Below are 25,204 nucleotides of genomic sequence, written 5' to 3'. Positions count from 1 at the left end.
GCGCCGCAGCCCGCCGCCACCCCCGACCTGGGCCGCCACGCCGCCCGCACCTGGCAGAGCCTGCGGGAGCGGGGCGCCTCGGGCGCGTCCCTCGACGAGCTGGCCGCGGCGGCGGGCTATCAGGCGCGCACGGTCCTCAAGCACGTCACCGGGCTCGCCGGGCACGGGCTGGCCGAGCTGCGCGACGACCGCTGGTACGCCCGGGAGACGGCGGGCGCGCCCACCGGCTAGCCCGCCCGCACCGGTCCGCCCCCGGTAACCGGCCGCCTCATTCGCGCTGTGCCGCCCCGCCGCTCTCCCGCCGCCCGCGCGCGAGAGCGGCGAGCAGCGCCTCGTGACGGGCCAGCGCCTCGGCCGCGCGCTCCAGGGAGCGGGCGGCCCTTTCCGCGCGCTCCGCGTGGGAGGCGATCCGCCGGCGCAGGACGGTCCCCTCCACACCGGGCAGCGTCACCCCGCCGGCGCTCGCCCGCAGCCGGTCCGCCTCCTCCCGCAGCCGCTCGGCCTGCGCCCGCACGGGCCGCGACCAGGGCGCGGTCCCCTCCCGCGCCCCCATCAGCCGATCCCCCCGGGCCGCAGCATCCGCCAGGGCGCGAAGGCGTTGCGCACCCCCTCCAGCGACGGAGCGAGCTCCGGATGGTGGCGCCGCAGCACCTCCAGCATCCCGGTGCGGTCGATCCACTCCAGTCCCTCCGGGGTGTAGACCTCCGGTCGGTAGTCGGTGGTGAAGAAGCGGTCGCTCTTCAGCCGCCGCGACGCCATCAGCACAAAGATCCGGAACGCCGTGTCGCTGAACGCGAACCCGCGCGGCCGTGGCTCGGCGTACATCCCGACCATGGTGTCCACCCGGTCCAGCCGGTCGTCGTAGACCTCCCGCAGCTCGGCCGCCAGCGCCACGTCCCCGCCGGTCAGCTCCTCGAAGCCGGTCAGCGGCGGGCGGTGCAGCGCGGCCCGGAACGCGGTGTAGCGGGGCACGCCGCGCTCCCGGTCGCGCAGGACGTCCACCGTCCCGAGATCGACGTGCTCCCCGGAGACACGGGCGAGATCGCGCAGGCAGTCGGGGTGGTTGTGCAGGGTGATGTCACCGGGGTTCAGCACACCGAAGGAGTACAGCAGGTCCGACCAGCCCCAGCGGTCCACCGCCCCCCGGGTGGCCAGCGCCTGGAGCGCGTCGAAGTCCGTACGGTCCACGAGCGCGCCCGTACGGTGCGAGCGCACCTCGTACTCGTCGCGGATCAGCGGGTGCAGCCGGTAGGAGGTGACGAACTCCTCCGTCATGGAGAACGGGGCCGTGTGGTGGTCGGTGGGGGAGCCCAGGATGCCGAAGAGGGCCTCCCCCTTGCCGAACCGGCCGACCCTGCGCCGCAGCCCGGCGGGGAGCACCCCGTACCAGTTGATGTGCATGGCCGCCCGCGTCACCGGGTGCGCGATCGCCGCGGGCGTCCACTCCACCGTATGGATCTTGGCCATCACGGCGGTGTTGACCAGCCGGGCGGTGTGGAAGAGGCGCTCGTCGTCCCAGGTCGGACGGGCCGCGGCGATCCGGTCGCAGATCGCGTTGTGCTCCTTGGCGAAGAGCGTGTGCAGCAGCGACAGGCCCACCCAGTAGTTGTCGTTGAAGCCCGTGAGGTCGATGCCGGAGAGGCCGGGCCGGGTCTCGTCCGGCAGCCGGCCGCCCTCGACGGCCAGCCTGCCGCGCTCCCCGGTGCGCAGGGCCCGGCACCGCTCCTCGCTCGATCCGTAGATCTGCGAGCCGTCCCACCAGTGGCTGACGGTGTTCTCGTACGTCGGCGGGCGGGTGGGGTCGGTGTGGTCCACCGGGTCGGGGCGGGAGCGGCGGACCGCCATCGGGCAGCGCGGCCAGTCGTCGTCCTCGGCCAGCGGTACGCCGAGGGGCTCGTCGGTCGTGTTGTCGCCGTGGCTGAACCAGCCGTGGTTCTGGAACTGGATCCAGGCGGCGGCCAGCATGTTGAGGGTCGGCGCGGGCCGGAAGCCGGAGCGGCGGGCCAGCAGTTGTCTGCTGACCTCGCGGGGGCTCGGCGAGTACAGCCCCTTCTCCTCCTCTTCCGGGAAGGTCTCCGGCAGGGCGCAGTTGCGGTCGAAGCGGGTGCCGGCGCGGCCCATGTCGACGTCGTCCGGGTCGTAGCCCGAGCCGTCGTAGCTGCGGTAGGGCAGCAGCCGGGGGCCGGGCCGGCGCGGGCGCTCGCCGCCGGCGCCGTACGTGTCGTGCAGGTTGTGCGCGCGCAGCAGCTCCCGCTGTCGCCTGATCTCCATGATCGCGAGCGGGAGGGGCAGGGAGTGCCACTCCCTTCGGGGGCGCGGTACGGGCGTCATCGGTGGCTCTCCATTGCTCTCCCTCGGGGGGCTCGGTCGGCGGGGCGGGGCTCAGCGGTCGTGGAGCCGGAGGACGACGGTCTCCTCGACATGGCCGCGGAACGGCGCGAGCAGGTCGTCCACCCGGTCACGCGCCTCCGGTACGACCTTGTCGAGGCTCTGCGCGTACACGCCGACGTTGTGGCACTGCGGGAAGTCGTGCGTGGGGTCCACCCAGGTGAACTCCAGCCAGTCGGCGGGCACGGGGAAGACCGAGGCCGGGCTGCGGCCCTCCAGGTTCGGCACCACGTCGTGCTCGTTGACGAGGCTGACGACCTTGGTGCGCGGATCGCGCGGGCGCTTGAAGTCGATGGGGGAGCCCACCGCGACGACGCGCGCCAGCCGCCACCGGTCGTTGACCTCGCCGAGCTCGGTCAGGTTCATGGCCGCGACGCCGCCCTGGCTGTGCCCGACCAGCGCGACCTCCGCGCCGTCCGGAACGGTCAGCGCGAGCGCCTTGCGGGCGGCCCGGGTGTACGGCGAGTCGTTGCGGCCGACCGCGGTGACCGCGCCGACCAGGTCCTGCGGGGTGGCGTTGCGGGGCAGACCGAGGGCCATGCCCGGCAGCAGGGCCACGTAACGGGTGACGCCGTCCGGGCCCTTGACCCGCTGGACGACCATCCGGCCGTCGTTGCCGATGGCCGCGAGGTTGCGCAGGTGCCCGGTGATGCCGCCGCCGTTGTCGAGACCGGCCAGGAGCTCGGGGTCCGGCGGCTCGGGCACGGCCCGGCCGGGCCCGCGGTCCCAGCGGGCCCAGGCGCTGATCCGGGTGCCCAGCAGCGGGTCGCCGTCCGCGCGGGTGCCCCGGACGATGTGCCACGCGGCCTCGTCGTTGAAGGGGTTCTCGTCCACCAGCGCGTTCCACGCCAGGACCTCGGTCAGGCAGGGCGCGAGCGCGGCCAGCGTCCGGGCGCCGCCCTGCGACCGGACGTTCTCCCGGAGGATGCGCAGGGCCAGCAGCTGCCGGTCGGCCTCGATGGCGATGAGCATCCGGCGGACCGGCCCCTCCTGGACGAACTCCGGGTGCCGCACCGCGCACAGCCGGATCCGGAGCTTCAGCGCGGTCACGGCGACGTCCACGGCGAGGCTCGCGCGGCTGGTGAGCACGCCGCCCAGCCAGGCCGCCCGGCCCAGCCCCCGCCCGTCCGGCGCGTACCCCAGCCCGGTGGGCGCGACGAGCGTACGGGCCAGGGCGTACAGGGCCCGCGCGCCGAGCCGCGGCGAACGGCCGAGCGAGCCGAGCAGGGCGGGATCGGTGACGACGGCGGTCAGCACGCGCCCGGCGTCCCGGACCGCCCCCGCGGTCCCGCTCAGGGAACGGGCGACGGCGGCGAGGCCGCCGAGAACGGCGGGGTCCTCGGGGCCGTACGGGTTATGCGGGACGCGGGTTTCCGTACGGGACGAGGGCACGTACGGCCCTGCTCCGGGCCCTGCTCCGGGCCCTGTGCCGGGCCGGGCGTCGCCACCGGGCCCGGGGTCTGCGGTACCGGCCTCCAGGGCGCCGGCGCCTACGGGCTCGGCTTCTCCGCCGGGCCCGACCGGTGCCGGGGACTCCGCGGGCGCTTCGCACACCTCCGAGGTGCCCGACGCCTCCGAGGCTTCCGGCTCTTCCGGAGCCTCTGACACGTCCGGTGTGTCCGATGCCTCCGGCTCCTCCGATGCCTCCGGCTCCTCCGGAGCTTTCGGCGGCCCCGAAGCCTCCGGAGATTCCGCGGTCTCCGCCGTCTCCGGGGTCTCCGGGGTCTCCGCCGCGTTCGGTCCGCCCTCCGGGCCCGCCGCGGGCGGCGTCGCGTCCGCCCCGTCCTGCCCGGCCCGCCCGTCCGGTACTTCGGGCATGGCCGCCACGGCCGCCGGCTCCGGCGCCCCTCGTGTCTCCGGCCCCTCCGCCGGGGTGCCGCTGTCGGTCGTCATGTCCCCTCCACGGGCCGGGTCGGGCGGATGCCGATGCGCAGCCGCGCCGTGTCGAAGGCGTACGGCAGCGGGCGGTCCGGGCTCAGCCGGACTCCGGCGGCGGCCAGTTCACCGCCGCGCAGCAGCTCGGCGACGAAGCCGGTGGCCAGCTGGAGCCCCAGCTCCATGCCGCTGCACTGGGCCTCGCCCCGGCTGAACGGGCTGATGGCCCAGTCGGCCTCCGCGGTGCCGTCGAGCCACTTCTCGGGGGCGAACCGGTGCGCGTAGTCGATCCGTTCGCCGTCGCGGGCGTGGAAGCCCGCGGGCACCAGGACGTTGACCCCGCCCGGCGCCACCGCGCCCCGCCAGCGCGTCTCCGCGGTCGTACGCCGCATCAGGCTGGGGACGGGCGGCCACAGCCGTGCCGCCTCCTGGACGCACGCCCGGACGTACGGCATCTGGATGGCGCCGGTCACCGTGCGCGCGCCGTGCGCCCGGTCCGCCGCCTCGACCTCCGCGACCGCCCGCCGGTACGGGTGAGGGTGCGTCGCGAGCAGGGCGAGCGCCTGCACGGCCGCCGAGTGCACCACGCTCAGCGCCATGAACCAGTGCGTGACCTGGCACTCGGGAGCGGTCTCCGGGCCCCTCGGCGCTCCGGCGAACAGCCCGGCCAGGCTCCGCGGGTCGGCCTCGCCCAGATAGCGCGCCTGCCGCTGCATCATGCGCCGGCGCGTCCGCCGGGTGGCGGCGGCGCGCCAGCGGCGGGCGCCCAGCCAGTTGGCCTCGGTGAGCAGTTCGGCCAGCAGCCGGGAGAACTCGACGTCGTCGGCGGCTGCCTCGCCGAGGAAGCAGCGGCGACCCGCGCGTTCGAGGCACTCCCGGAGGGCGTCCGAGTCGAGTCCGGCCACCGACCGGGGGCCCAGCAGGGCGGCGGCCTCCTCGCCGACGACCCGCAGGAAGTGGTCCGCGAGCCGGTGCACGGGGCAGCCGGCGTCCAGCACGGCGTCGTTGAAGGCCCGCCGGACGGCGCGCTGCCGGCCGTGCGAGGCGACCAGGGCGTCGGGCTGGACCGACGCGAAGCCGGACACCTTCTCCCAGGTGTCGACCGCGTAGACGGCCACCGGCCCGGCCAGCACCTGCCGGACGTCCTCGGGGTCCAGGACGAGCAGGGTGGGCCCGGAGGTGCCGCGCACCACGACGGGACCGCTCCCGTACCGGTGCCGCATCCGGCGCAGTGTCTCCGCGCCGCGCCGGCCCGCGTCCGCCTTGGCGACGAGCGAGCCCAGGCGCGGACGGAGCCGGAAGATGCCCTTGAGGTAATTGGGAAGGAAGTAGACGAGGGTGAGCCGGAGGTTCTCGCCCGCCGACGCCGTGGGCAGCTCCGCGTCCCGGTCGGCCTCCGTGCTCGTGGGGCTCCCGGAGCCCCCGGGCGCGCTGCTCAGCAGGCTCATGCCAGTACCTTCCCGGGGTTGAGGAGCCCCTCGGGGTCGAACAGCCGCTTGAGGTCGCGTTGCAACCGCAGCCCGCGGGGCGGGAGTTCGCGGGCCAGCCAGTCGCGCTTGAGGGTGCCGACGCCGTGCTCGCCGGTGATGGTGCCGCCCAGCTCCAGACCGGCGGCCATGATGGCGTCGTACGCCTCCTTGGCCCGCCGGACGGCGTCCGGGTCGGAGCGGTCGAAGACGACCGTGGGGTGCAGGTTGCCGTCCCCGGCGTGGCCGACGGTGGAGATGTAGAGGTCGTACTCGCCGGCGATCAGCTCGATCCGGTCGATCAGTTCGGCCAGCCGGTCGCGGGGCACCGCCACGTCCTCGATGAACGCCGTCACCTCGCCGGGCAGCGCGGCCGCCCGGGCCTTGAGCGCGGGGAGCACCATCCGGCGCGCCTCCAGGACCCCGGCGGACTCCGCCTCGCCGGCCGCGGCGGTGACGGACAGCGCCTCGGCGTCCCGGCAGAGGGCGGCCATCGCGCGGACGTCCTCGGCGGCGTCGGGCGCGTCGCTCGCCACGATCAGCGTCGCCGCGCCGCCGTCGGCGAACAGCGGGTGGCCCAGCGCGGAGATCGCCTCGGTGGTCGTGCGGTCCAGCAGCTCCAGGGCGGACGGGACGTGCCCGGCGCGGACGATCGCCGACACGGCCTCCCCGGCGGCCGACGCGGACGGGAACCTGGCCAGCAGCGCCCGGGCGGGCGGCCGCGGCGGCCGCAGAGCCAGGGTGGCCTCGACGATGACGCCCAGGGTGCCCTCCGAGCCGACGAACAGCCGGGTGAGGTCGTAGCCGGCGACGCCCTTCACCGTGCGCCGCCCGACGCGCAGCACCTCGCCGTCGGCCAGGACGACGGTCAGGCCGAGCACGTAGTCGGCGGTGACCCCGTACTTCACACAGCACAGCCCGCCCGCGCCGGTGGCGATGTTCCCGCCGATCGTGCAGACCTCCCACGAGGCCGGGTCCGGCGGGTAGCACAGGCCCCGCTCGGCGACGGCGGCGGCGAGGTCGGCGGTGACGACGCCGGGCTCGCAGCGCACCAGGCGGTTGGCCGGGTCGATCTCCAGGATCCGGTCCATCCGGACCATGGAGAGCACCAGGCAGCCGTCCACGGCGTCGGCGGCGCCGGCGAGGCCGGTGCGCGCGCCCTGGGGCACGACGGGCACCCCGTACGCGCGGGCCGCGCGGATCACCTCCCGCACCTGCTCCACGGTCTCGGGGCGAACCACCGCCACGGGCCGGCCGGCCTCGCCGAAGGGGGCGGCGTCACGGCTGTGCAGGTCGAGTTGGTCGTCCGCGGTCAGCACGGCCACGTCGGGCAGTGCCTCCCGCAGGGCCGCGAGCAGCGGCTTCTCGACGGATACGGTCATGGGCGACTCCAGAGCACGAGCAAGGGGATGTGAGAGGGGAACGGGCGGCGCGCGGTGGGGCCGGGCGCGGTGGGACGCGGGACGCGGTGGGGCCGGGGCGCGCCTCAGAGTGACGGGGGCACCGTCGTGATCGGCGCCTCGATGAGGACCGGGCCGTCCGTCGCGGCCGTCGCCGCGGCGACCAGCTCCGCGAGGTGGGCCGCGTCCGTGGCCCGGTGCGCGGTCACGCCGTAGCCCCGGGCGAGCGCGCACAGGTCGAGGCCGGGGAGGTCCAGGCCGGGCACGCCGGGCGTGTTCTCGAACCGGCCGAACCATTTGAGGATGGCGTATTCGCCGTTCGCGGGGATCACGAAGGTGACCGGGGCGCGATAGGCCGCGGCGGTCCACAGCGCCGTGATCGCGTACTGCGCGGAGCCGTCGCCGACCAGTGCCACCACCGGCCGTTCCGGCCGCCCCAACTGGGCGCCCACGGCCGCCGCGAGCCCGAAGCCGAGGCCGCCGCCGGCGGTGGTGAGGAAGGAGCCGGGGCGGTCGATCCGTACGAACTCACGGAAGATCTGGAGGTTGGAGGGCGACTCGTTGACCCAGAGGGTCTCCGGGGGCGCGGCGCTCGCGACGGCGGCGAGCGCCGTACGGGCGGACATGGGCTCGGTGTCCGGTTCCGCCCCGGCCTGCTCCGCGGGTTCCGCGCCCGTGCCCGGCCCGTCGCCGGGGGCCTCGCTCTTGTCGAGGAGCTCGGTGAGCCGTTCCAGCGTGGGCCGCAGGCCCGCGACCAGGGCGTCGCCGACCGGGGCGCGCGCGGCCTCGCCGGGATCGCTGGTCAGCAGCGCCAGTCCGGTGCCCTCGGGGAGGACGGGGCCGGGCACGTAGGGGTAGTAGCGGAAGACGGGCGCCCCGACGACGAGCACCAGGTCGTGGCCCTGGAGCGTCGCCGCCAGCGGGGCCAGCGCGGGCGGGAGCACGCCGCGGTAGAGCCGGTGGTCCTCCGGGAAGCCGACGCGCCCTTCGATCGGCGAGGCCCATACGGGCATCCCCCGGCGCTCCGCCAGTGCCACCGCCGCGTCCCAGGCGCCCTCGGCGTCCACCGAACCGCCCGTGACCAGCACGGGGTTGCGCGCCGCGGCGAGCCTCGCGGCCAGCGCCGCCACGGCCGGTCCGGCCGCCGCCGTCTCGTCGGTCACCCGGCGCCCGGCCGCGTGCCGCGCGGCGGCCGCCTCGGCCTCGTCCAGCTCCACGTCGAAGTCGTCCATGGGCAGGGAGAGGAACACCGGCCCGCGGGGCGCGGTTTCGGCCAGGTGGAAGGCGCGGGCGAGGGCCGCGGGCACGTCCTGGGGGCGGGGCGGTTCGTAGGCCCACTTGACGGCGGGGCGGGGCAGGGTCGTGGCGTCCACGTTGGTGAGCAGCGCCTCCATGGTCATCATGGCCCGCACCTGCTGGCCGGCCGTGATCACCATGGGGGTGTGGTTGGCCGCCGCGTTGACGACGGCGCCCATCGCGTTGCCGACGCCCGGTGCCGTGTGCAGGTTGACCAGCGCCGTCGTCCCGGTCGCCTGCGCGTGGCCGTCCGCCATGCCGACGGCCACGGCCTCCTGGAGCCCGAGGACGTAGCGGAAGTCGTCGGGGAAGTCCCGGAGGAACGGGAGTTCCGTGGAACCGGGGTTGCCGAAGACGGTGGTCACCCCGCGGGCCCGCAACAGCTCGAACACGGCAGCGCGCACGGTCGTCATGCCAGGTACCTCTTGGGGTCGGAGTGATGAGGGGGAAGCGGAGAGGGGAGCATTGCCCATTACCGTCCGGCGGAGTCATCAATTCCGAAGATCACCCCAGTTTTCATCCCCAGGGGTGACGGCCCGTGCGGGGTTTCCGGGGACCTCCTGGTACGGGACGGCCCCGGCACCCGGAGACCGGGTGACGGGGCCGTGGGAACGACGGGATGACGGGATGACGGGATGACGAAATTCAGCCTGGTCCTCGCATGCGCACCGAGTACGGAGGCGGAGCGGGCGAGAGGCACTCCTTTCGCTCACTCGGCGCTGCCGCCCCGCAGCTCAGCGTCGCGCTCGCGTCAGTCCCATGCCCGCCAGGGCCAGGGCGACCAGGCAGGCCACCACGCCCACGATGACGTTGCTGACATTGGCGCGGGTGGCGAACTGGTGGCCGGAGACGATCCAGGGGGCCACGATCGTCCACGCGCCCAGGGCCAGGGCCGCCCAGCTCATCGCGTGGGTGCGCTCGTACGCCGGGCCGAAGCCGCTCACCAGGCAGGCGAACGCGACGCCCACGATCAGGTTGTTGACGGCCAGGGTGGTCGAGCCGCTGAAGCCCACGATCCAGGCGGAGGCGGCCAGATAGACGCCACAGAGGAGTGCGAGTGCTTCGACGGCCTGGGCGACCGGGGTCGCCGTGGTCTCTTCGGAGTGGGCGCGCAGCGCCACGATGTCCGGGTGCTGGTCTATCCGGGGCGACGTCGGGGCGGTCACGTCAGCCACCTTCTTTCAGTGTCAGGTCGGACCTGCCTGCATTTTATCCCGCTTGCCCCCTTTTGCCACCTGGATAGAGGTAGTTCATATCTGGCTATATCCGATGTGGCGGTCGCATGTTTCAAGACGCCACCCTGAGGAAACCCGGACGTCGCTTTCCGGACGCACGACCCGTCCGCGCGGTCGGGGGACCAAGGGAAGCACCAGGAAAGGAAGCCGTCGTGGACCAGCTCAAGGGGCACAGCGACCGGAAGCAGGGCCGGGGTGAGGGCCTGGAGGAGACCGCACGGGTCCGCCGCGCCGTACCGCGCGAGACGCCCGAGACCACCAACGAGGAGGCGGACCCGGAGTCGCACATCATCCGCGGCATCGACTGAGCGGCCCGGGCGGCCTGAGCGGTCCGCGCGGTCCGGGTGGCCCGTGCGGCCGGGTGGCCCGGGTGCCACGAGCGGTCGCCGCCGGTGCGGGCCCGCGCCCGGCGGCCCCTCCGTGGCCGTCACCGGCGGCGGAGGGGCGGGTCCGCGTGCTCAGGCCCGTACGGGCGTGAACAGCACCGGAGTGCCGGGTACGGCCTGGGCCGCCGCGGCCAGCGCGGGCTCCGGCACCACGCCGATGACGGGATAGCCGCCCGTCGTCGGGTGGTCGGCGAGGAAGACGACGGGGCGTCCGTCGGGCGGCACCTGGACGGCGCCGAGCACCATCCCCTCACTGGGGAGCTCGCCGCCCCTGACCCGGGTCAGGGACGGCCCGTCCGTGCGCAGGCCGATGCGGTTGCTCGCCGACGACACCGTGAAGCCGCCGCCGGCCAGCGTGCGCGGCGCGTCGTCCGCGAACCAGTCGTCGCGCGGCCCGAGCACGAGGGGCAGCACCAGCCGGGCGACGGGCGGGGCGGGCCAGGGCATGGCGTCGGCGCCGGTGGACGGCCCCCGCGGCGTGCCCAGGGGCAGGGTGCGCCCCGCCGCGAGCGGCTCCGGGCCCAGTCCCGAGAGGAGGTCCCGGGAGCGGCTGCCGAGCACCGGCGGCACGTCGACGCCGCCCGCGAAGGCCACATAGCTGCGCAGCCCGCCGGTGGCGCGACCGACGTCGAGCACCGCCCCCGCCGCCACCCGCACCGCCGCGCCCCAGGCCACCGGACGCCCGTCGACCCGCACCGGGCAGGGCGCTCCCGTCACGGCGACGGTGACCGCCCGGCCGGGGCGCACGGCGCAGCCGTCGAGGGTGGTCTCCAGCGTGGCGAGGTCCTCCGGGTTGCCGGTCAGGCGGTTGGCGAGCCGGTGCGCGGGTTCGTCCAGCGCGCCGGAGCGCCCGACGCCGAGGTGCGCGTGGCCGGGCCGGCCCAGGTCCTGGACGGTCGTCAGGACCCCGGCCCGGACGACGGAGAAGCCGCTCATCCGCACACCTCGAACCGCACCCGGGTCCCCGGGGCGAGCAGCGCGGCGGGCTGCCGTCCGGCGTCCCACAGCACCGCGTCCGTGCGCCCGATCAGCTGCCAGCCGCCGGGCGAGGAGCGCGGGTAGACGCCGGTGTACGGGCCGGCCAGGCCCACCGAACCGGCGGGGACGGCGGTGCGCGGGGTGGCCCGGCGCGGCACGCGCAGCCGCTCCGGCAGGCCCGTCAGATAGCCGAAGCCGGGCGCGAAGCCGCAGAAGGCCACCCGGAATTCGAGCCCGGAGTGGATCCGCGCGACCTCGTCCTCGGCGACGCCCCACAGGGCCGCGACCTCGGCCAGGTCGGGGCCGTCGTAGCGGACCGGCAGCACGAGCGGTTCGCCGTCGGCCGTGGCGAGGGGCGGCACGGGCCGGCCGGCGAGGTCCGCGGCGAGCGCGCCCGGGTCGTCCAGCCCGTCCAGCAGCACGGTGCGGGCGGCGGGCACGATCTCGCGTACGGGCGGCAGCTCGCCGGCGGCGCGGCGGCGCAGCAGCTCGGCGTGGAGGGCCTGGGCCTGCTCGGCGGTGTCCAGCTCCACCAGCAGGGCGTGCCGCCCGACCGGCAGGGTGCGCGGCTCCGTGCGCGCGCTCATGTGAACGCCTCCACCCGGACGCCCGCGGCCTCCAGCGCGGCCCGGACCCGCCGGGCGAGGCCGGCGGCGCCGGGGGTGTCGCCGTGCAGGCACAGCGAGCGGGCCCGGACGGCGACCTCCTCGCCGGTGAGGGCGGTGACGGCGGCGTCCCGGGCCATCCGCACCGAGCGCGCGACGACCTGCTCGGGGTCGAGGACGACGGCGCCGGGCGTACGGCGGGGGACGAGGGTGCCCGCGGCGGTGTACGCGCGGTCCGCGAACGCCTCGGTGACCACCGGGAGTCCGGCCCGCTCCGCGGCCTCCAGCAGCCGCGAGCCGGGCAGGCCGAGGACCGGCAGGGCGCCGCCCGCGCGCAGCACCCCGGCCACCACGGCCGCAGCCTGCTCGGCGTCGGCGACGGTGCGGTTGTAGAGCGCGCCGTGCGGCTTCACATACGTGACGTCCGTACCGGCCGCCCGGGCGAACACCCGGAGCGCGCCCACCTGATAGGTGATCTCGTCGGCGAGTTCGTCCGGCGGCACGTCCATGGCGCGCCGGCCGAATCCGGCCAGGTCGCGGTAGGAGACCTGGGCGCCGACGCGTACGCCGAGCTCGGCGGCGCGCTCGCACACCCGCCGCATGGTGGAGGGGTCGCCGGCGTGGAAGCCGCAGGCGACGTTCGCGCTCGTGACGACCTGGAGCAGGGCGTCGTCGTCGGTGAGCCGCCAGCGGCCGAAGCCCTCGCCGAGGTCGGCGTTGAGGTCGAGCGCGGCGCCCGGTCCCGTGGCGGCGGGCGTCGGTCCGGTTGTCGGTCCTGTCGTCGGTCCGGTCATGAGGAGGTCTCCCGCATGGCGTCGAGGATGAGCTGCCGGGCATCGTCCAGATAGGTGAGGAGCTCCGCCTCGGCGCGGCCGTACTCGCCCCGCTCCAGCAGGCCGGCGAGGGCGCGGTTGCGCGGCAGGAACGGCTCGTGGAAGCGGCGTGGCGAGGGCATCGCGTGGAAGGCCAGGCGCAGTTCGGCCAGCAGCCGGTCCATGGCGGAGTCGATGCGGGGGCTGCCGCTCAGCGCGGCGAGCGCCCGGTGGAAGCGCAGGTCGGCCGAGCCCACCTCGCGCCAGTCGCCCCGGGCGGCGGCGCGTTCGCCCCGGTCCACGGCCTCGGCGACCGCCTGGCGCAGCGGCCACGGCGCCCGCTCCGCGGCCCGGACGCCCGCGGTCTCCAGGGCGGCGCGCACCCGGTAGACGTCCGTGACGTCCGCGGCTTCCGGTACCCGGACGAAGACGCCGCGGTTGAGCCGGTGGACGACCAGGCTCTCGTGGATCAGCAGCCGGAACGCCTCGCGCAGGGTGTTGCGCGAGACGCCGAGGTCCCGGCCGAGCGCCTCCTCCGACAGCTGGGTGCCGGGCGGCAGCCCGCCGCCCTGGATGCGGTCGCGGAGCTGGTCGGCCACCCGCTGCGCGGTGGACAGTGCCATGGCATCCCCTCGGGAGCGGCGGTAGCGACGCCGGAGGGACGGAACCCCCGGCGATCAAGGGCAGGTCAAGGAAGTCAAAGGCGGATCATGAGCGATCAAGGGCGATACGGAATCGTAAGTCAAGCCTCTTGAGGATTGTTGAACAATATCTTAGCCTCCTCGCCAAGTCGCTTCACTCGTCCGAGTGGGGTCCGGGATCCCGGAAGGCGGAGCGCGTGATCGTTCTCCTGGGCGTCCTCGTGGTCGTGCTCGGCTTCGCCACGAGACGCAATCCTCTGCTGGTGGTCGGCTGCGCCGGCATCGTCACCGGCCTGCTCGGCGGGCTGTCGCCGCAGCGCGTCCTGGCCGCCTTCGGCACGGGATTCGCCTCCAGCCGGGCGGTGACGATCTTCGTCATCACCCTGCCCGTCATCGGCCTCCTGGAGCGCCACGGCCTCCAGGAGCAGGCCCGCCGGATCGTCACCCGCTTCGCGGGGCTCACGGCCGGCCGCTTCCTCGCCCTCTACCTCCTGCTGCGCCAGATCTCCGCCGCGGTCGGCCTCAACAACGTCTTCGGACACGCCCAGACCGTACGGCCGCTGGCCGCGCCCATGGCCGAGGGCGCCGCCGAGCGCCGCCTCGGCCCGCTGTCCGACAAGGCGCGTGAGAAAGTGCGCTCCTTCGCCGCCAGTGCCGACAACGTCGGGCTCTTCTTCGGCGAGGACGTCTTCCTGGCCGTCGGCTCGATCCTGCTCATCACCGGCTTCGTCAACACCACCTATCAGACGCACCTCGAACCGCTGGACCTCGCGCTGTGGGCGATACCCACCGCCCTGTGCGCACTCGCCGTCCACGGCTGGCGGCTGCTGCGCCTCGACCGCACCCTGGAGCGCATGACGGCGGCCGACCGTAAGGAGGCCGCCAAGTGATGAAGGCGGAGTGGTTCTACTGGCTCGTCGGCCTCATCTTCCTGGTCATGGCCGCCCAGATGCTGCGCGACCGCACCAACCCCAAGCGGTACGGCACCGCGGCCTTCTGGGGGCTGCTCGGCCTCGGCTTCGGCTACGGCACCTGGGTCGTGGACAAGTCGGCCCCGGCGGAACCGCTCGGCGCCGCCGTCCTCGTCATGGTCTGCCTCGCCGGCTTCGGCTTCACCGGCCGCGGCCGGGGCGCCACCGCCACCCCCGAGCAGCGTGAGGCGGGCGCCGCCCGCTGGGGCAGCCGCCTCTTCGTGCCCGCGCTCACCATCCCGGTGGTCGCCCTGCTCTGCGCCGTCGGCGTGAAGCGGCTCTCCGTGGGCGGTGAACCCATCCTGCAGAAGGGCAGCGAGACCATCCTGGGCCTCGGCATCGGCGCCGTCGTCGCGCTCGCCGTCGGCATGGTGATGCTCCGCGAGAAGCGGATCGCGGCACCCCTGCACGCCGGGCGCTCGATGCTGGAGTCGATGGGGTGGGCCATGCTGCTGCCGCAGCTGCTCGCCACCCTCGGCACGATCTTCTCCGTCTCCGGGGTCGGCGAACAGGTCCGCCGGATCACCACGGCGGTCCTCCCGGACCACTCCCTCTACGTCGCCGTGGCCGTCTACTGCGTCGGGATGTTCCTCTTCACCGTCGTCATGGGCAACGGCTTCGCCGCCTTCCCCGTGATGACCGCCGCCGTCGGCTGGCCCGTACTCGTCGTCCAGGAGCACGGCGACGCGCCGGTCGTCCTGGCCGTCGGGATGCTCGCCGGCTTCTGCGGCACCCTGGTGACCCCCATGGCGGCCAACTACAACGTGGTGCCCGCGGCCCTGCTGGAGCTCAAGGACCAGTACGGGCCGATCAAGGCGCAACTGCCCACCGCCGTCGCCCTGCTCGGCTGCAATATCGTGATCATGGCGCTGTTCGCCTTCTGAGCCCCTTCCCCCACCACCCTCAGGGAGCGTCCGTGCCCCGTGTCCTGCTGACCGGCTTCGAACCCTTCGGCGGAGAGAGCGTCAACCCCTCCTGGCAAGCCGTCCGCGAGGTCGTGGCCCGGCCGCCGGCCGGCGTCGGGATCACCGGCGTCCGGCTGCCCTGCGTCTTCGGCGGCGCCCTCGACGCGCTGCGCGCCGCCGTCGCGGACACCGACCCCGACGTCGTGCTCTGCGTCGGCCAGGCCGGCGGCCGGCCCGACCTCACGGTCGAACGGGTGGCCGTCAACATCGACGACGCCGTCATCCCCGACAACGCGGGCGCCCGGCCTGTCGACGAACCCGTGGTCCCCGGCGGCCCCGCGGCCTACTTCGCGACCCTGCCGGTCAAGCGTTGCGTCGCCGCCGTCCGGGAGGCGGGCCTGCCCGCGTCCGTCTCGCAGACCGCCGGCACCTTCGTCTGCAACCACGTCTTCTACGGGCTGATGCACCTCGCCGCCACCGAACGCCCCGGCCTGCGGGGCGGGTTCGTGCACGTGCCGTACGCCCCCGGACAGGTCACCGACCGGGCCGTGCCGTCACTCCCCGTGGCCACCGTCGCCGAGGGGCTGCGTGTGATCGCGGTCACCGCGGCCGGGCGCACGGACGACATCCGCAGGGCGGGCGGTGCCACACACTAGGACGTGACGGACGTTAACGGACACCGCTGGACAATCAGTCCGTGCCGTTTCGTCCGTTGTCAGGGTGACCGCCTACTCTGTGCGACGTGACTTCTCCAGCCCCGGCGGCCGTTCCGCCCCAGCTCAACGGGTTCTCGCGGCCTGCCCCGGGCCCGGCCGCCGACGAGGGCCTGGCCCGGCGGCTGCGTGCGCTGGCCTGCACCGCGCCGCTGCACGACCTCGACGCCCGCAAGGCCAACCTGGCGGGGGAGTACGGCGTCTACGCCATGGCCGAGGTGGCGCTCGCCGCCATCGACCTCGTCACGCTCAACATGGACTTCGACACCGGCGCCGACCACGAGCAGATAGTGGCCCGGCTGCTGCCCCGCGTCGCCGCCCAGGCACCGGAGCGCCCGCAGGCCGAGCACGAGCGCGTCGCCCGCTGGGTCCTGGAGAACCTCATCAACGTCGGCAGCGTCGACCGCGGCTTCCGCGCCGTCTACGGCACCTTCGGGGCCGACGGCGCCTACGTCCGGCGCGACTACGACTTCAAGCTCGTCGAGGAGGTCCCCGGCCCGGGTGGCGCGATCTTCCTGCGCACCACCGACGAGGCGGTCAACGTCCTCGTCGGCGCCCTCGACACCGACGTCACCAGCGCCCAGATCGCCGCCGAGGTGAAGCTGGAGGTCCTCATCAGCCGGGGCCGCCTCGCCGACGCCCAGCTGGCCGCCGAACAGGCCCGCTACCGCACCGTGCAGTACGCGGAGACCCTCCGCAAGACCCTCGACGCCACCCGCCGCAACGTCCGCGCGGTCGACTGGCTGCGCACCGTCCCGGACATGATCGCCGAAGCGCTCGACCACGTCGCCGACCGCTACCGCCACGAGAACGCGATCCTCACCAACATCCGCAAGGCGCGCGACGAGGCCGAGGAGCCGGAGCACAAGCGCCGCGCCGCCGAGCTCGTCGACATCGTCAAGGACTGCATCCGCCGCCACACCCAGCTCCAGTCCCGGCTGCTGGAAGCGGGCCCCCTCTTCCGCGCCGAACAGGACCGGCAGGCGTTCGCCCCCACCACCGCCTCCGCCGGCCTCGACCTCTACGGGCAGCTCCTCGCCCCGCTGCTGCCGCTCCCCGTCGAGCGGGCCGGCCGGGTCACGGACGCCTTCTTCGCCCACGGCACGGGCCTGCGCACCCCCACGTCCGTCCGGGTCACCGACCTCGTCGACATGCTGCTCACGCCGCCGGCCGAGCGGGACCACCTGGGCGCGGAGATGCCCGAGCCGGACCTCATCACCACCCCCGACGACAGCCGGTTCAGCGAGGAGCAGCTCGCGAGCGCCATGGAGCTCCTCGACCTCCCGGCCGACGCGCCCCGCCGCCTCTCCGGCCTCCTCGCCGAGGCCCGCCGCAGCGACCCCGAACTGCCCTACCTGGTCGCCCTGCTGGCCGTGCACGCCGCGAGCCCCGCGGTCGGCACCGCCTACCGCCAGGGCGAGCGGACCCTGCTCTTCGCCGTCGACGACGGCACGGTCCTCGACGACCCCGAGTTCGGCGGCGCCGACCTCGTCGTCGGCACGGCCCTGCTGGACGCGGCGGGCATGGCGGCGGACCGCCAGGAGGCGGTGTGAGCACCCGGACGTACCTTCCGGGGCGCGCCGCCCCCACCGTGCCGGGGCTCCGTGCCGCGGCGCCGGGGCCGGGCGGCGACCCGTGCGGCACCGCCGTGCCGTGCCGTGCGGCCTCCCGCCGTCGCGGCGGAGGGCCGTTCCCCGGTCCCGCCCCTTCCCGGAACCGGGGGCGAGCCCCCGGAACCCCCGAGTGCCGGGGCACGGCGCCGGGCACGCCGTGCGGCACCGCCGTTCACACGGCCGGGGCCGGTCGCCGTCGGGGCTGTGTCCCCGGGACCCCCGGGGCCCGGAGGGCCGTTCCCCGGTCCCGGGAAGGGGCGGGAAAGGGGAAGAACCCCCGCCGCCACTGCGCGCGACCACCCGCGGCCCGACCCGGCGGTGCCGACCGACCGCAACGCCACGCACACCCCCAGCAGGAGCACCGACCGTGACTGAGTACGACGCCTACGACCCGGCGGAGCCCGACGCGGCCGACGCGGAACCGGCCCCCGCCCCCGGCACCGTCGGCGCTGTCACACCCGCCGACGCCGCCGACGCCGCCCGCCTCATCGCCTTCGGCCTCCAGCCCAAGCTGCTCCCCGCCCGCGACGCGGAGTACGCCGAACTGCTGCGCCGCCACCGCGACGACCCCGCCTTCGCCCGCCTCGCCGACGCCGTCGCCGCCGGGCTCGGGCTGATCGTCCTGGAGGTCTCCACCCGCGCCGGCATGGCCGTCACCGCCGCCGAGGACTCCGTCTTCGCCGTGCGCATGGGCGACTACGCCCGCCGCGCCACCGCCGACTCGGCCGACCGCTTCCTGCACGGCCTCGCCCACCTCGCCGTCGCCGCGCTGGCCTTCCCCCGCCCGGAGGACCTCGCCGACGACGGCTACATCGGCCGCATCACGGTCAACGGCGTCGACGCGTTCGTCCGCCAGGCGTGCCGCCGCCTGGAGGAGCGGGCCGCCGAGCAGGGCGAGAACACCGACCCCACCACCGACGCCCCCGGCCTCGAAGCCGCCTGGCGGGTCTACGCCCGCCGCAGCGCGACGGGCGCCACCAAGGACGCCCGCCGCCTCGCCGGCTCCACCACCGGCATCATCGCCAAGGCCGTCGCCTTCCTCGTCGACTCCGGCTTCCTCCAGCGCACCGGCGACGACGCCGGCGGCGCCTACCGCACCACCGCCCGCTACCAGCTCCAGGTCCGCGACATGGCCGGCACCGCCGCGATGACCGAGCTGCTGGAGCTCGGCGTGGTGTCCGTCGGCGACGGCGGGGCGACCCTGCTGCCGCCGTCCGACGCCGACGCCCTCGACCTGGTCGCCGACGCCGGCCTGCCGTTCTTCGAAGACCAGCACAGCCCCGCCTCCTGAACACCGCCCGTCACGACAACGAGAGTCCGCCATGTACGAGCTGTCCCGGGTCCGCCTCTACTCCATCGGGCCCGCCGGTGCGCGCTACGCCGACACCGTGCTCGACCTGCGAGGGGTCGGCGCGCCCGTGCCCACCCCCGCACCCGCGCAGGCGGAGTTCTTCGAGGACGAGCCCACCGGCCCGCCGCGCCGCCCCGCGCCCGCGGGCGTGCTCTTCCTGGAGAACGGCGGCGGCAAGTCCGTCCTCCTCAAGCTGATCTTCTCGGTCATGCTGCCCGGCCACCGCAACACCCTGGGCGGCGCCAGCTCCGGCGTGCTCCGCAAGTTCCTCCTCGCCGACGACTGCGGCCACGTCGCCCTGGAGTGGCAGCACGTCCTCACCGGCGAGTCCGTCGTCGTCGGCAAGGTCAGCGAGTGGCGCGGCCGCCAGGTCTCCAACGACCCGCGCAAGTTCGCCGAGGCGTGGTACTCCTTCCGCCCCGGCCCCGGCATGAGCCTGGACTCGCTGCCCGTCGCCGAGTCCACCGCGATGCGCCCCGCCGCCGACGGCGCCTCCGGCGCGCGCGGCCGCCGCCGCACCATGAAGGGCTTCCGCGACGTCCTCACCGAGGCGGGCAAGGCGTACCCCAACCTGGACGTGGTGTGGGAGGAGATCCACGAGCGCTGGAACGAACACCTCGGCGAGCTCGGCCTGGACCCCGAACTCTTCCGCTACCAGCGCGAGATGAACGCCGACGAGGGCGAGGCCGCCGGCCTCTTCGCCGTCAAGAACGACTCCGACTTCACCGACCTCCTGCTGCGCGCCGTCACCGACACCCGGGACACCGACGGCCTCGCCGACCTCGTCCACGGCTTCGCCCACAAGCTCGGCCGCCGCGCCGAGCTCACCGCCGAGCGGGACTTCACCGCCGGCTCCCTCGACCTGCTCTCCCGCATCGCCGAGGCCGCCGTCACCCGCGACCGGACGCGCGGCGTGCACGCCGGGGCCGAGCGCCGCACCCGCGGCCTCGCCCACCGGCTCGCCGCCCGCGCCACCGAGGAGCGCGGCCGGGCCGGGGAGCTCGCCGAGCGGGTCGCCGGCGCCGCGCACGCCGTCACGGACGCCGAGGCCGGGCGCGGCCGCAGCGCCCTCGTCGCCGCCGAGATCGCCTACCGCCACGCCTCCCTCGCCCTCACCGCCGCCGAGCGGGCCGCCGCCGCCCAGCGCCGCGAGCTCATCGAGGCCCGGACGCTGCACTCCGCCTGGCAGGCGGCCGAGACCGTGCTCCGGCACCGCGCCGCCGCCGACCGCTCCGCCCGGGTGGCCGCCGCCATCCGCGAGGCCGAGCGCGACGCCGCCCCCGCGCTCGCCGCCCGCGCCGCGGCCGCCGCCGCGCTCGTCCGTGCCCTCAACACCAAGGCCGAGGAGGGCGAGCGGCTCGCCAACGAGGAGGAGGAGCGCTCCGCCGCCCTCCAGGAGGCCGGCGAGGCCGCCCACCGCGACGCGACCGCCGCCGCCACCGAGGCGCAGCGCGCCCGCAGCGAGGCCGGCCACCTGCGCCAGCGCCTCGCCGAGGTCGAGCAGGAGACCGCCGAGGCCGTCCGCGCCGGCTGGCTCGACGACACCGAGCCCGACGCCGACCCGGCCCGTGCCGCGCTCGCCGCCAGCGACGCCGAGAAGCCCGCCGTCGCCGCGTACGAGGCGGCCCGCGAGAGCGCCCGCGAGAGCGCGGCGCGCGCCAAGGAGGCCGCCGGCGCCCTGGCCCGTACCGAGCTCTCCGCCGCCCGCGCCGCCGACGCCGCCACCGCCGCCGAGGCGGCCCACGACGCCGAGTACCGGGCCGCCGTGTCCATCGGCGCCGAGCAGCGCCTCGTCGAACTCCTGGGCCTGCCCCAGCCGACGGCCGCCGGTCAGGTCCCCGGACCCCGCTCCGGCCCGGACGCCCCGGCCGCTCCCGCCGGTGGCGACGCCGCCGGCGTCCCCGGCGCCCGCCGCACCCTCGACGGCCCGCTCACCGCCGAGGAGCTCGACCGCGGCGCCGACGCGCTGCGCGAGATGCTCGACCGCGGCGTCGCCGCCTCCGAGCGGCAGATGTTCGACCTCCAGACCGCCGCCGCCGACGACTCCCGGATCCTCGGCGCCCTCGGCGACGGCGGCCTGCTGCCGCCCAGCGCCGACGTCCTGGCCGCCGTCGAGTACCTCGGCGAGCACGGCATCCCCGCCCTGCCCGGCTGGCGCTACCTCGCCCAGGCCGTCGACCCGGCCGCCCACGCCGACGTCCTCGCCGCCCGCCCCGAGCTCGTCGACGGCGTCGTCATCACCGACGCCGACTCGCACGCCCGCGCCCGGGAAGTACTCGGCGCGGCCTCCCTGCTGCCCCGCTCCGCCGTCGCCGTCGGCACCGCGGCGGCCCTCCTCGAACCCGCCCCCGCGGCCGGCTCCGCGGAGTCCGGCGTCTTCCTCGTACCGCCGAACCCGGCGATGCACGATGAGCGCGCCGCCGACGACGAGCGGCAGGCCCTGCGGGCCCGCGCCACCGCGCGTGACGAGGAGATCCGCGCCATAGCGGCACGCCTGGCCGGCGACCGGACGCTCGCCGCCCGGCTCGCGTCCTGGCGCGCCGGCTGCCCGGCCGGCCGCCTCGCCGAGCTGGCCGCCGAGGCCGAGCGGGCCCGCACGGCCGCCGACACCGCCCAGGAGGAGCTGGCCGAGCTGCGCACGGCCCTCGCCGAGGCCGAGGAGACCGCCGCCGAGGCCGCCCGCGTCCGCGACGAGCGCCAGGAGGTCGCCGCCCGCGCCCGCCGGGTCGCCGACGCCCTCGCCGGGCTCGCCTACCGGCTCCGCGAGCGCGCCTCCTGGCAGTCCCGGGTCCGGGAGCTCGCCGAGGAGGGCGCGGAGGCCGAGGAGCGCGCCGCCGTGTGCGTGGACCGCGCCCGCGCCGCCGACGAGGACCGCCGGGCCGCCCAGCGCGCCGCCGACGACGCCCGCCGCACGGCCCGCGCGCTGCGCGCCGAGCGCGCCGAGATCGCCGGCGCCCCCGACGACGTCACCGCCCCGGAGAGCATGGAGACGGCGGGCGCCTCCCTGCCCGCCCTGCGCGAGGCGTACCGCGCCGCCTCGCAGCTCTACGAGAAGGTCGGCGTGGGCGCCGACCTCCGCGCCGAGCAGGCCCGGGCCGAGAGCGACGAGAGCGCGGCCCTCGCCGAGCTCGACCGCCTCACCAACAAGGTGCGCGTCCGCGCCGCCCAGCTCCTGGAGGGCACCGACGGCTCCGACGGCCCGTCCCGCCAGGCGGCCGTGGCCCGCGCCGAGTCGCTCGTCCAGATGCTGGAGAGCCGCGCCTCCACCGCCAGCGAGCAGCTCGGCCGGCTGCGCGGCGAGGCCGAGCGGCTCGCCCCCACCGACGGCGACGCCCACACCGAGCTCCCCGAGGACATGGCGCCCGCCGACGCCGACGGGGCCAAGGAGCTCCTGCGCACCGCCACCGCCGAACTCGCCGCCCGCGACGACGCCCTGGAGACCGCCCGCCGGGCCCACGCCGACCTGCTGCGCGCCCACCGGTCCGCCGAGGACGCGGCCACCGGCTTCGACGACACCGCGGCCCTCCTGCGCGACCTGCTCCGCGACAACGCCCCGGAGGAGGACGGCGAGCGGCCCGAGCCCTACGCCGGCTCGCTGGAGGAGGCCCGGCAGACGGCCGCCGAGGCCCGCCGCTCCCTGCGCGGCTGCGCCGGCGAGCTGTCGGCCGCCGAGACGGCGGTCCGCGAGGCGAGCGACGTCCTCGTCCGGCACGCCAACTCCACCCGCTACGAGCAGGTCCGCACCCCGGCCCGCCAGCAGATCCGCGAACTGCCCGCCGCCGCCCTGCCGGAGCACGCCGTCGCCTGGGCCGAGGCGTTCGCCCCCCGGCTGCGGGTGCTCACCGACGAGCTGGAGCAGCTGGAGCGCAACCGCGACAGCATCGTCGACCGGCTGCGCGGCCTGGTCGAGTCCTCCCTCACCACCCTGCGCTCCGCGCAGCGGCTCTCCCGTCTCCCCGAGGGCCTGGGGGAGTGGTCGGGCCAGGAGTTCCTGCGCATCCGCTTCGAGGACCCGGACCAGGCCACCCTCACCGAGCGCCTCGGCGAGGTCATCGACGAGGCCACCCGCTCCGCCGTCAAGAAGAACTCCGACCTGCGCCGCGACGGCATGTCGCTGCTGCTGCGCGGTGTGCAGGCGGCGCTGCAGCCGCGCGGCGTGGCCGTCGAGATCCTCAAGCCGGACGCCGTGCTGCGCGCCGAGCGGGTCCCGGTGCGCCAGATGGGCGACGTGTTCTCCGGCGGCCAGCTGCTCACCGCCGCCATCGCGCTGTACTGCACCATGGCGGCGCTGCGCAGCAACGACCGGGGCCGCGACAAGCAGCGCCACGCGGGCACCTTGTTCCTCGACAACCCCATCGGCCGCGCGAACGCCACCTACCTGCTGGAGCTCCAGCGGGCCGTCGCCGACGCCCTCGGCGTCCAGCTGCTGTACACCACCGGCCTCTTCGACACCACGGCCCTCGCGGAGTTCCCGCTGGTCATCCGGCTGCGCAATGACGCGGACCTGCGGGCGGGCCTGAAGTACATCAGCGTCGAGGAACACCTGCGCCCGGGCCTGCCCCAGGAGCAGGACCCGGACGCGGAGCCGGTGCACGGCCAGATCACGGCGACCCGGATGTTCAAGCGCCCGGCGGACGGGCCGGCGGCGGAGGCGCCCGTACCGGCCGGGGCGTAGCGGCCGCTCACCCGAGGCGGTCCAGCCGGGCGGCGACGCCCGGCTGTTCCGCGTAGCGCTCGCGCAGCAGCTCCTCCAGGCCGGCCCGCAGCTGCCGCAGCCCGTCGAGCCGGCCGCCCGGGCGCTGCATGGACTCGTCGATGTCCAGCAGGTCCGTGATCGGCACCTCGCTGATGTACGTACGGACCTCGACGAGGTCCAGCCGCTGGTTGAAGTCGTGCACCCCGTCCCGCCACCGGTGCAGCAGGGTGACCAGCTCCTCGTGGCCCGGCTCGGAGAACACCCCGGAGACCAGGGCGGCGTCCGTCGCGGACTGCACCAGGCGCGGGTGCACCCGCGCCCGGGGCGCCTGCGGGTCCAGCGGCGCGAACCCGGTGCCGAGCAGCTCGGTGTTCTTCACCAGCTCGTCGGCGAGGGCGTGCAACGCCTGGGTGCGCCGCTCCCGGGCGGCGGCCCGGCGCTCCGCGTAGACCCCGGTGACGGCCGCGACGAGGGCGAGCCCGGAGGTGGCGGGCTCGAAGTGGCCGTTCGCTTCGTCGGCGACGGTCACCCACCACACGCAGATGCCGAGCGCGGTGAGCAGGCAGGCGAGCGTGACGGCGGCGAAGAACTGACGGTTGAGCCGGCTCAGGAGCCTCGCCGGGAGGCCCCTGGGCCGCGGCGGGCGCGGCATCGGGCGGACAGGCCGTCAGTCGCGGAACGGGTTGGGCCCGGTGGCCGCGGCCGGCGCCTCGCCGCCCTGGAGCAGCAGCAGCGCCAGCCCGAACGCCGGCCGGTCGTAGGCGGCGTGCCCCACCTCGTGGGTCTCGCCCGCCTTGGCCACCCGGGCGTCGCTCAGCATCTTCTCCAGGCCCGCCCGGGTGTACTTCCGGCTCAGGTAGAGGCGGATGGTGTCCTCGTCGGGGAAGGGCACCCTGCTGCGGTCGGGCAGCGTCAGCTCCAGGGTGCCCCCGGTGCGGTTGCGGTAGACCACCCTGACCAGCAGGGCCCGGTCGTCTTCCACCAGCCCCTCGCAGCTGAGGCTGTTGAGGTCGATCTGGAGGTCGGTGTACTGCATCAGCGCGCTGGTGACGAACTCACGGAAGCGCGGGCTGTTCTCGTACTCCTGCGCGGCCGCGTGGGCCGCCTGCTCGTCCTGCCCGGCCGTGCTCGCGACCTCCAGCAGGAAGCGGTCCTGCGGGCGCAGCAGCTTCTCGGCCAGCAGCGTCAGCAGCTGGGTGTCGCTGTCGAAGTTGGCCAGGGTGTTGCCCAGCAGCGAATAGACCACCGGCTCGTCGCCCACCACCCGGTGGACCAGCGTGCTCAGCCGGTCGAGGTTGGCGGGCATGGAGAAGTCCAGCTGCACCGGCAGCACGTCGGCGGGCGGCACGTGCAGGTGCTCCAGCGCCTCGTGCTGCCCGAGCCGCAGCATCTCGGCGCTCACGTCCACCGGGATGTAGTACCCCGTCCTGTTCTGGCGGTCGAGGTAGCGCAGCAGCGCCTGGTCCTTCTCGCCCGTGCCCGGGCCCAGGCTCACATAGTGCAGCGGCCGGCCGGCAGCCGGTCCGCCACGGCGCGCAGCCGGCGGCTGAAGGAGCCGATGCTCTCCCGCATCACGGGGTAGTACAGGTCGTTGCACGCGTGGGCCCACGCCACCGTCGACTCCAGGCCCCAGTAGGAGAATCCGGAGGTGATGCGCTTGCCGGAGCCCGAGGGGTCCGGCCCCCGGCGCAGGCCGGCGGTCACCTGGGCGAGCTTGCCCGACTGCTCCTCACCGACCAGGACCACCGTCCAGCCGGTGTCCCGGAGGATCTCCGGAATGCGCTGCACCGCCTGGTCACGCTCCGCCATCCGCGCCGCCCCCCTCGCCAGCCGAACCCCGCGCGACGGTCTACGCCCGTCAACCCTCGAACCT

The 25,204-nt window shown here is 75.6% G+C and carries 21 protein-coding genes; 7 read left to right on the top strand and 14 right to left on the bottom strand.

The annotated features are described in order from the left end of the window. Positions 1 to 268 precede the first annotated feature (268 nt). From AF335_RS30915 to AF335_RS30885, 7 genes are all read right to left on the bottom strand, one after another. Positions 269 to 553 carry a hypothetical protein gene (locus AF335_RS30915; RefSeq protein WP_102921743.1) on the bottom strand — a complete coding sequence of 95 codons (285 nt, stop codon included), beginning with the start codon at positions 551 to 553 and terminating at the stop codon, positions 269 to 271. After that, positions 553 to 2,331, bottom strand: a complete 1,779-nt coding sequence (locus AF335_RS30910; RefSeq protein WP_102921742.1) for a peroxidase family protein — start codon at positions 2,329 to 2,331, stop codon at positions 553 to 555. The genes AF335_RS30915 and AF335_RS30910 overlap by 1 nt, the downstream gene beginning before the upstream one ends. A 51-nt stretch (positions 2,332 to 2,382) precedes the next feature. Beyond that, the gene (locus AF335_RS36345; protein WP_211304146.1) at positions 2,383 to 4,281 is read right to left on the bottom strand and encodes a hypothetical protein; all 1,899 of its coding nucleotides are present in this window, start codon (positions 4,279 to 4,281) and stop codon (positions 2,383 to 2,385) included. Then, positions 4,278 to 5,711, bottom strand: coding sequence for a cytochrome P450 (locus AF335_RS30900; RefSeq protein WP_102921741.1), 1,434 nt, complete (start codon positions 5,709 to 5,711; stop codon positions 4,278 to 4,280). Before AF335_RS30900 ends, AF335_RS36345 begins: the two co-directional genes overlap by 4 nt. Next, positions 5,708 to 7,111, bottom strand: a complete 1,404-nt coding sequence (locus AF335_RS30895; protein ID WP_102921740.1) for an FAD-binding oxidoreductase — start codon at positions 7,109 to 7,111, stop codon at positions 5,708 to 5,710. The genes AF335_RS30900 and AF335_RS30895 overlap by 4 nt, the downstream gene beginning before the upstream one ends. 104 nt (positions 7,112 to 7,215) lie before the next feature. Then, positions 7,216 to 8,838 carry a benzoylformate decarboxylase gene (mdlC, locus tag AF335_RS30890; protein WP_102921739.1) on the bottom strand — a complete coding sequence of 541 codons (1,623 nt, stop codon included), beginning with the start codon at positions 8,836 to 8,838 and terminating at the stop codon, positions 7,216 to 7,218. Between the two features lie 321 nt (positions 8,839 to 9,159). Next, positions 9,160 to 9,591, bottom strand: a complete 432-nt coding sequence (locus AF335_RS30885; protein ID WP_102921738.1) for an SPW repeat protein — start codon at positions 9,589 to 9,591, stop codon at positions 9,160 to 9,162. 221 nt (positions 9,592 to 9,812) lie between these two features. Between AF335_RS30885 and AF335_RS34955 the strand changes: the two genes are divergently transcribed. Further along, positions 9,813 to 9,968: a hypothetical protein gene (locus AF335_RS34955; RefSeq protein ID WP_170127845.1), complete on the top strand. Its 156-nt coding sequence runs from the start codon at positions 9,813 to 9,815 to the stop codon at positions 9,966 to 9,968. A gap of 150 nt (positions 9,969 to 10,118) precedes the next feature. Here the strand turns inward: AF335_RS34955 and AF335_RS30880 are convergent, their stop codons facing one another. Genes AF335_RS30880 through AF335_RS30865 form a run of 4 tightly spaced genes read right to left on the bottom strand, consistent with a single transcriptional unit; the run spans position 10,119 to position 13,064 of the window. After that, positions 10,119 to 10,982, bottom strand: a complete 864-nt coding sequence (locus AF335_RS30880; protein ID WP_102921737.1) for a 5-oxoprolinase subunit C family protein — start codon at positions 10,980 to 10,982, stop codon at positions 10,119 to 10,121. Beyond that, a complete protein-coding gene (locus AF335_RS30875; RefSeq protein WP_102921736.1) occupies positions 10,979 to 11,611 on the bottom strand; it encodes a 5-oxoprolinase subunit B family protein in 633 nt (210 codons plus the stop codon). The genes AF335_RS30880 and AF335_RS30875 overlap by 4 nt, the downstream gene beginning before the upstream one ends. Next, the gene (locus AF335_RS30870) at positions 11,608 to 12,423 is read right to left on the bottom strand and encodes a LamB/YcsF family protein (RefSeq protein ID WP_102921735.1); all 816 of its coding nucleotides are present in this window, start codon (positions 12,421 to 12,423) and stop codon (positions 11,608 to 11,610) included. The genes AF335_RS30875 and AF335_RS30870 overlap by 4 nt, the downstream gene beginning before the upstream one ends. After that, positions 12,420 to 13,064 (bottom strand): GntR family transcriptional regulator, encoded by a 645-nt coding sequence (locus AF335_RS30865; protein WP_102921734.1) that lies wholly within the window; start codon positions 13,062 to 13,064, stop codon positions 12,420 to 12,422. Before AF335_RS30865 ends, AF335_RS30870 begins: the two co-directional genes overlap by 4 nt. A gap of 215 nt (positions 13,065 to 13,279) precedes the next feature. Between AF335_RS30865 and AF335_RS30860 the strand changes: the two genes are divergently transcribed. The 6 genes from AF335_RS30860 (at position 13,280) to AF335_RS30835 (ending at position 23,310) form a co-directional block, all read left to right on the top strand. Further along, complete coding sequence (locus AF335_RS30860) at positions 13,280 to 13,972, top strand: DUF969 domain-containing protein (RefSeq protein WP_102921733.1); 693 nt, start codon at positions 13,280 to 13,282, stop codon at positions 13,970 to 13,972. Beyond that, positions 13,969 to 14,937, top strand: coding sequence for a DUF979 domain-containing protein (locus tag AF335_RS30855; RefSeq protein ID WP_102921732.1), 969 nt, complete (start codon positions 13,969 to 13,971; stop codon positions 14,935 to 14,937). Before AF335_RS30860 ends, AF335_RS30855 begins: the two co-directional genes overlap by 4 nt. Positions 14,938 to 14,969: 32 nt before the next feature. Then, complete coding sequence (gene pcp / locus AF335_RS30850; protein WP_102921731.1) at positions 14,970 to 15,614, top strand: pyroglutamyl-peptidase I; 645 nt, start codon at positions 14,970 to 14,972, stop codon at positions 15,612 to 15,614. 86 nt (positions 15,615 to 15,700) lie between these two features. After that, positions 15,701 to 17,224, top strand: coding sequence for a hypothetical protein (locus AF335_RS30845; RefSeq protein WP_102921730.1), 1,524 nt, complete (start codon positions 15,701 to 15,703; stop codon positions 17,222 to 17,224). Positions 17,225 to 17,651: 427 nt separating this feature from the next. After that, positions 17,652 to 18,575, top strand: coding sequence for a hypothetical protein (locus tag AF335_RS30840; RefSeq protein ID WP_102921729.1), 924 nt, complete (start codon positions 17,652 to 17,654; stop codon positions 18,573 to 18,575). A 31-nt stretch (positions 18,576 to 18,606) separates the two neighbouring features. Next, complete coding sequence (locus tag AF335_RS30835; protein WP_102921728.1) at positions 18,607 to 23,310, top strand: coiled-coil domain-containing protein; 4,704 nt, start codon at positions 18,607 to 18,609, stop codon at positions 23,308 to 23,310. Between the two features lie 7 nt (positions 23,311 to 23,317). On the opposite strand, the gene AF335_RS30830 is transcribed toward AF335_RS30835, so the two are convergent. The 3 genes from AF335_RS30830 to AF335_RS30820 are packed head-to-tail and all read right to left on the bottom strand — an operon-like array spanning position 23,318 to position 25,140. Then, positions 23,318 to 23,983, bottom strand: coding sequence for a hypothetical protein (locus tag AF335_RS30830; RefSeq protein ID WP_102921727.1), 666 nt, complete (start codon positions 23,981 to 23,983; stop codon positions 23,318 to 23,320). A 15-nt stretch (positions 23,984 to 23,998) separates the two neighbouring features. Continuing rightward, positions 23,999 to 24,826, bottom strand: a complete 828-nt coding sequence (locus tag AF335_RS30825) for an L-histidine N(alpha)-methyltransferase (protein WP_102921726.1) — start codon at positions 24,824 to 24,826, stop codon at positions 23,999 to 24,001. Continuing rightward, on the bottom strand, positions 24,823 to 25,140 hold the full coding sequence (locus tag AF335_RS30820; protein ID WP_102921725.1) for a hypothetical protein: 318 nt from the start codon (positions 25,138 to 25,140) through the stop codon (positions 24,823 to 24,825). Before AF335_RS30820 ends, AF335_RS30825 begins: the two co-directional genes overlap by 4 nt. Positions 25,141 to 25,204 lie beyond the last annotated feature (64 nt).

Origin of the sequence: Streptomyces eurocidicus (assembly GCF_002891295.1) — a bacterium.
GTDB classification, from domain to species: Bacteria; Actinomycetota; Actinomycetes; order Streptomycetales; family Streptomycetaceae; genus Streptomyces; species Streptomyces eurocidicus.
Note: the sequence above shows the minus strand (reverse complement) of the source record. Positions and strands in the feature narration are given on the sequence as shown.

Coding starts and splice junctions, on each gene's coding strand:
- AF335_RS30895 (WP_102921740.1), bottom strand. CDS start 7,111: ATGACCGTATCCGTCGAGAAGCCGCTGCTCGCGGCCCTGCGGGAGGCA.
- AF335_RS30880 (WP_102921737.1), bottom strand. CDS start 10,982: ATGAGCGGCTTCTCCGTCGTCCGGGCCGGGGTCCTGACGACCGTCCAG.
- AF335_RS30835 (WP_102921728.1), top strand. CDS start 18,607: ATGTACGAGCTGTCCCGGGTCCGCCTCTACTCCATCGGGCCCGCCGGT.
- AF335_RS30915 (WP_102921743.1), bottom strand. CDS start 553: ATGGGGGCGCGGGAGGGGACCGCGCCCTGGTCGCGGCCCGTGCGGGCG.
- AF335_RS30875 (WP_102921736.1), bottom strand. CDS start 11,611: ATGAGCGCGCGCACGGAGCCGCGCACCCTGCCGGTCGGGCGGCACGCC.
- AF335_RS30830 (WP_102921727.1), bottom strand. CDS start 23,983: ATGCCGCGCCCGCCGCGGCCCAGGGGCCTCCCGGCGAGGCTCCTGAGC.
- AF335_RS30870 (WP_102921735.1), bottom strand. CDS start 12,423: ATGACCGGACCGACGACAGGACCGACAACCGGACCGACGCCCGCCGCC.
- AF335_RS30865 (WP_102921734.1), bottom strand. CDS start 13,064: ATGGCACTGTCCACCGCGCAGCGGGTGGCCGACCAGCTCCGCGACCGC.
- AF335_RS30900 (WP_102921741.1), bottom strand. CDS start 5,711: ATGAGCCTGCTGAGCAGCGCGCCCGGGGGCTCCGGGAGCCCCACGAGC.
- AF335_RS30820 (WP_102921725.1), bottom strand. CDS start 25,140: ATGGCGGAGCGTGACCAGGCGGTGCAGCGCATTCCGGAGATCCTCCGG.
- mdlC (WP_102921739.1), bottom strand. CDS start 8,838: ATGACGACCGTGCGCGCTGCCGTGTTCGAGCTGTTGCGGGCCCGCGGG.
- AF335_RS30910 (WP_102921742.1), bottom strand. CDS start 2,331: ATGACGCCCGTACCGCGCCCCCGAAGGGAGTGGCACTCCCTGCCCCTC.
- AF335_RS36345 (WP_211304146.1), bottom strand. CDS start 4,281: ATGACGACCGACAGCGGCACCCCGGCGGAGGGGCCGGAGACACGAGGG.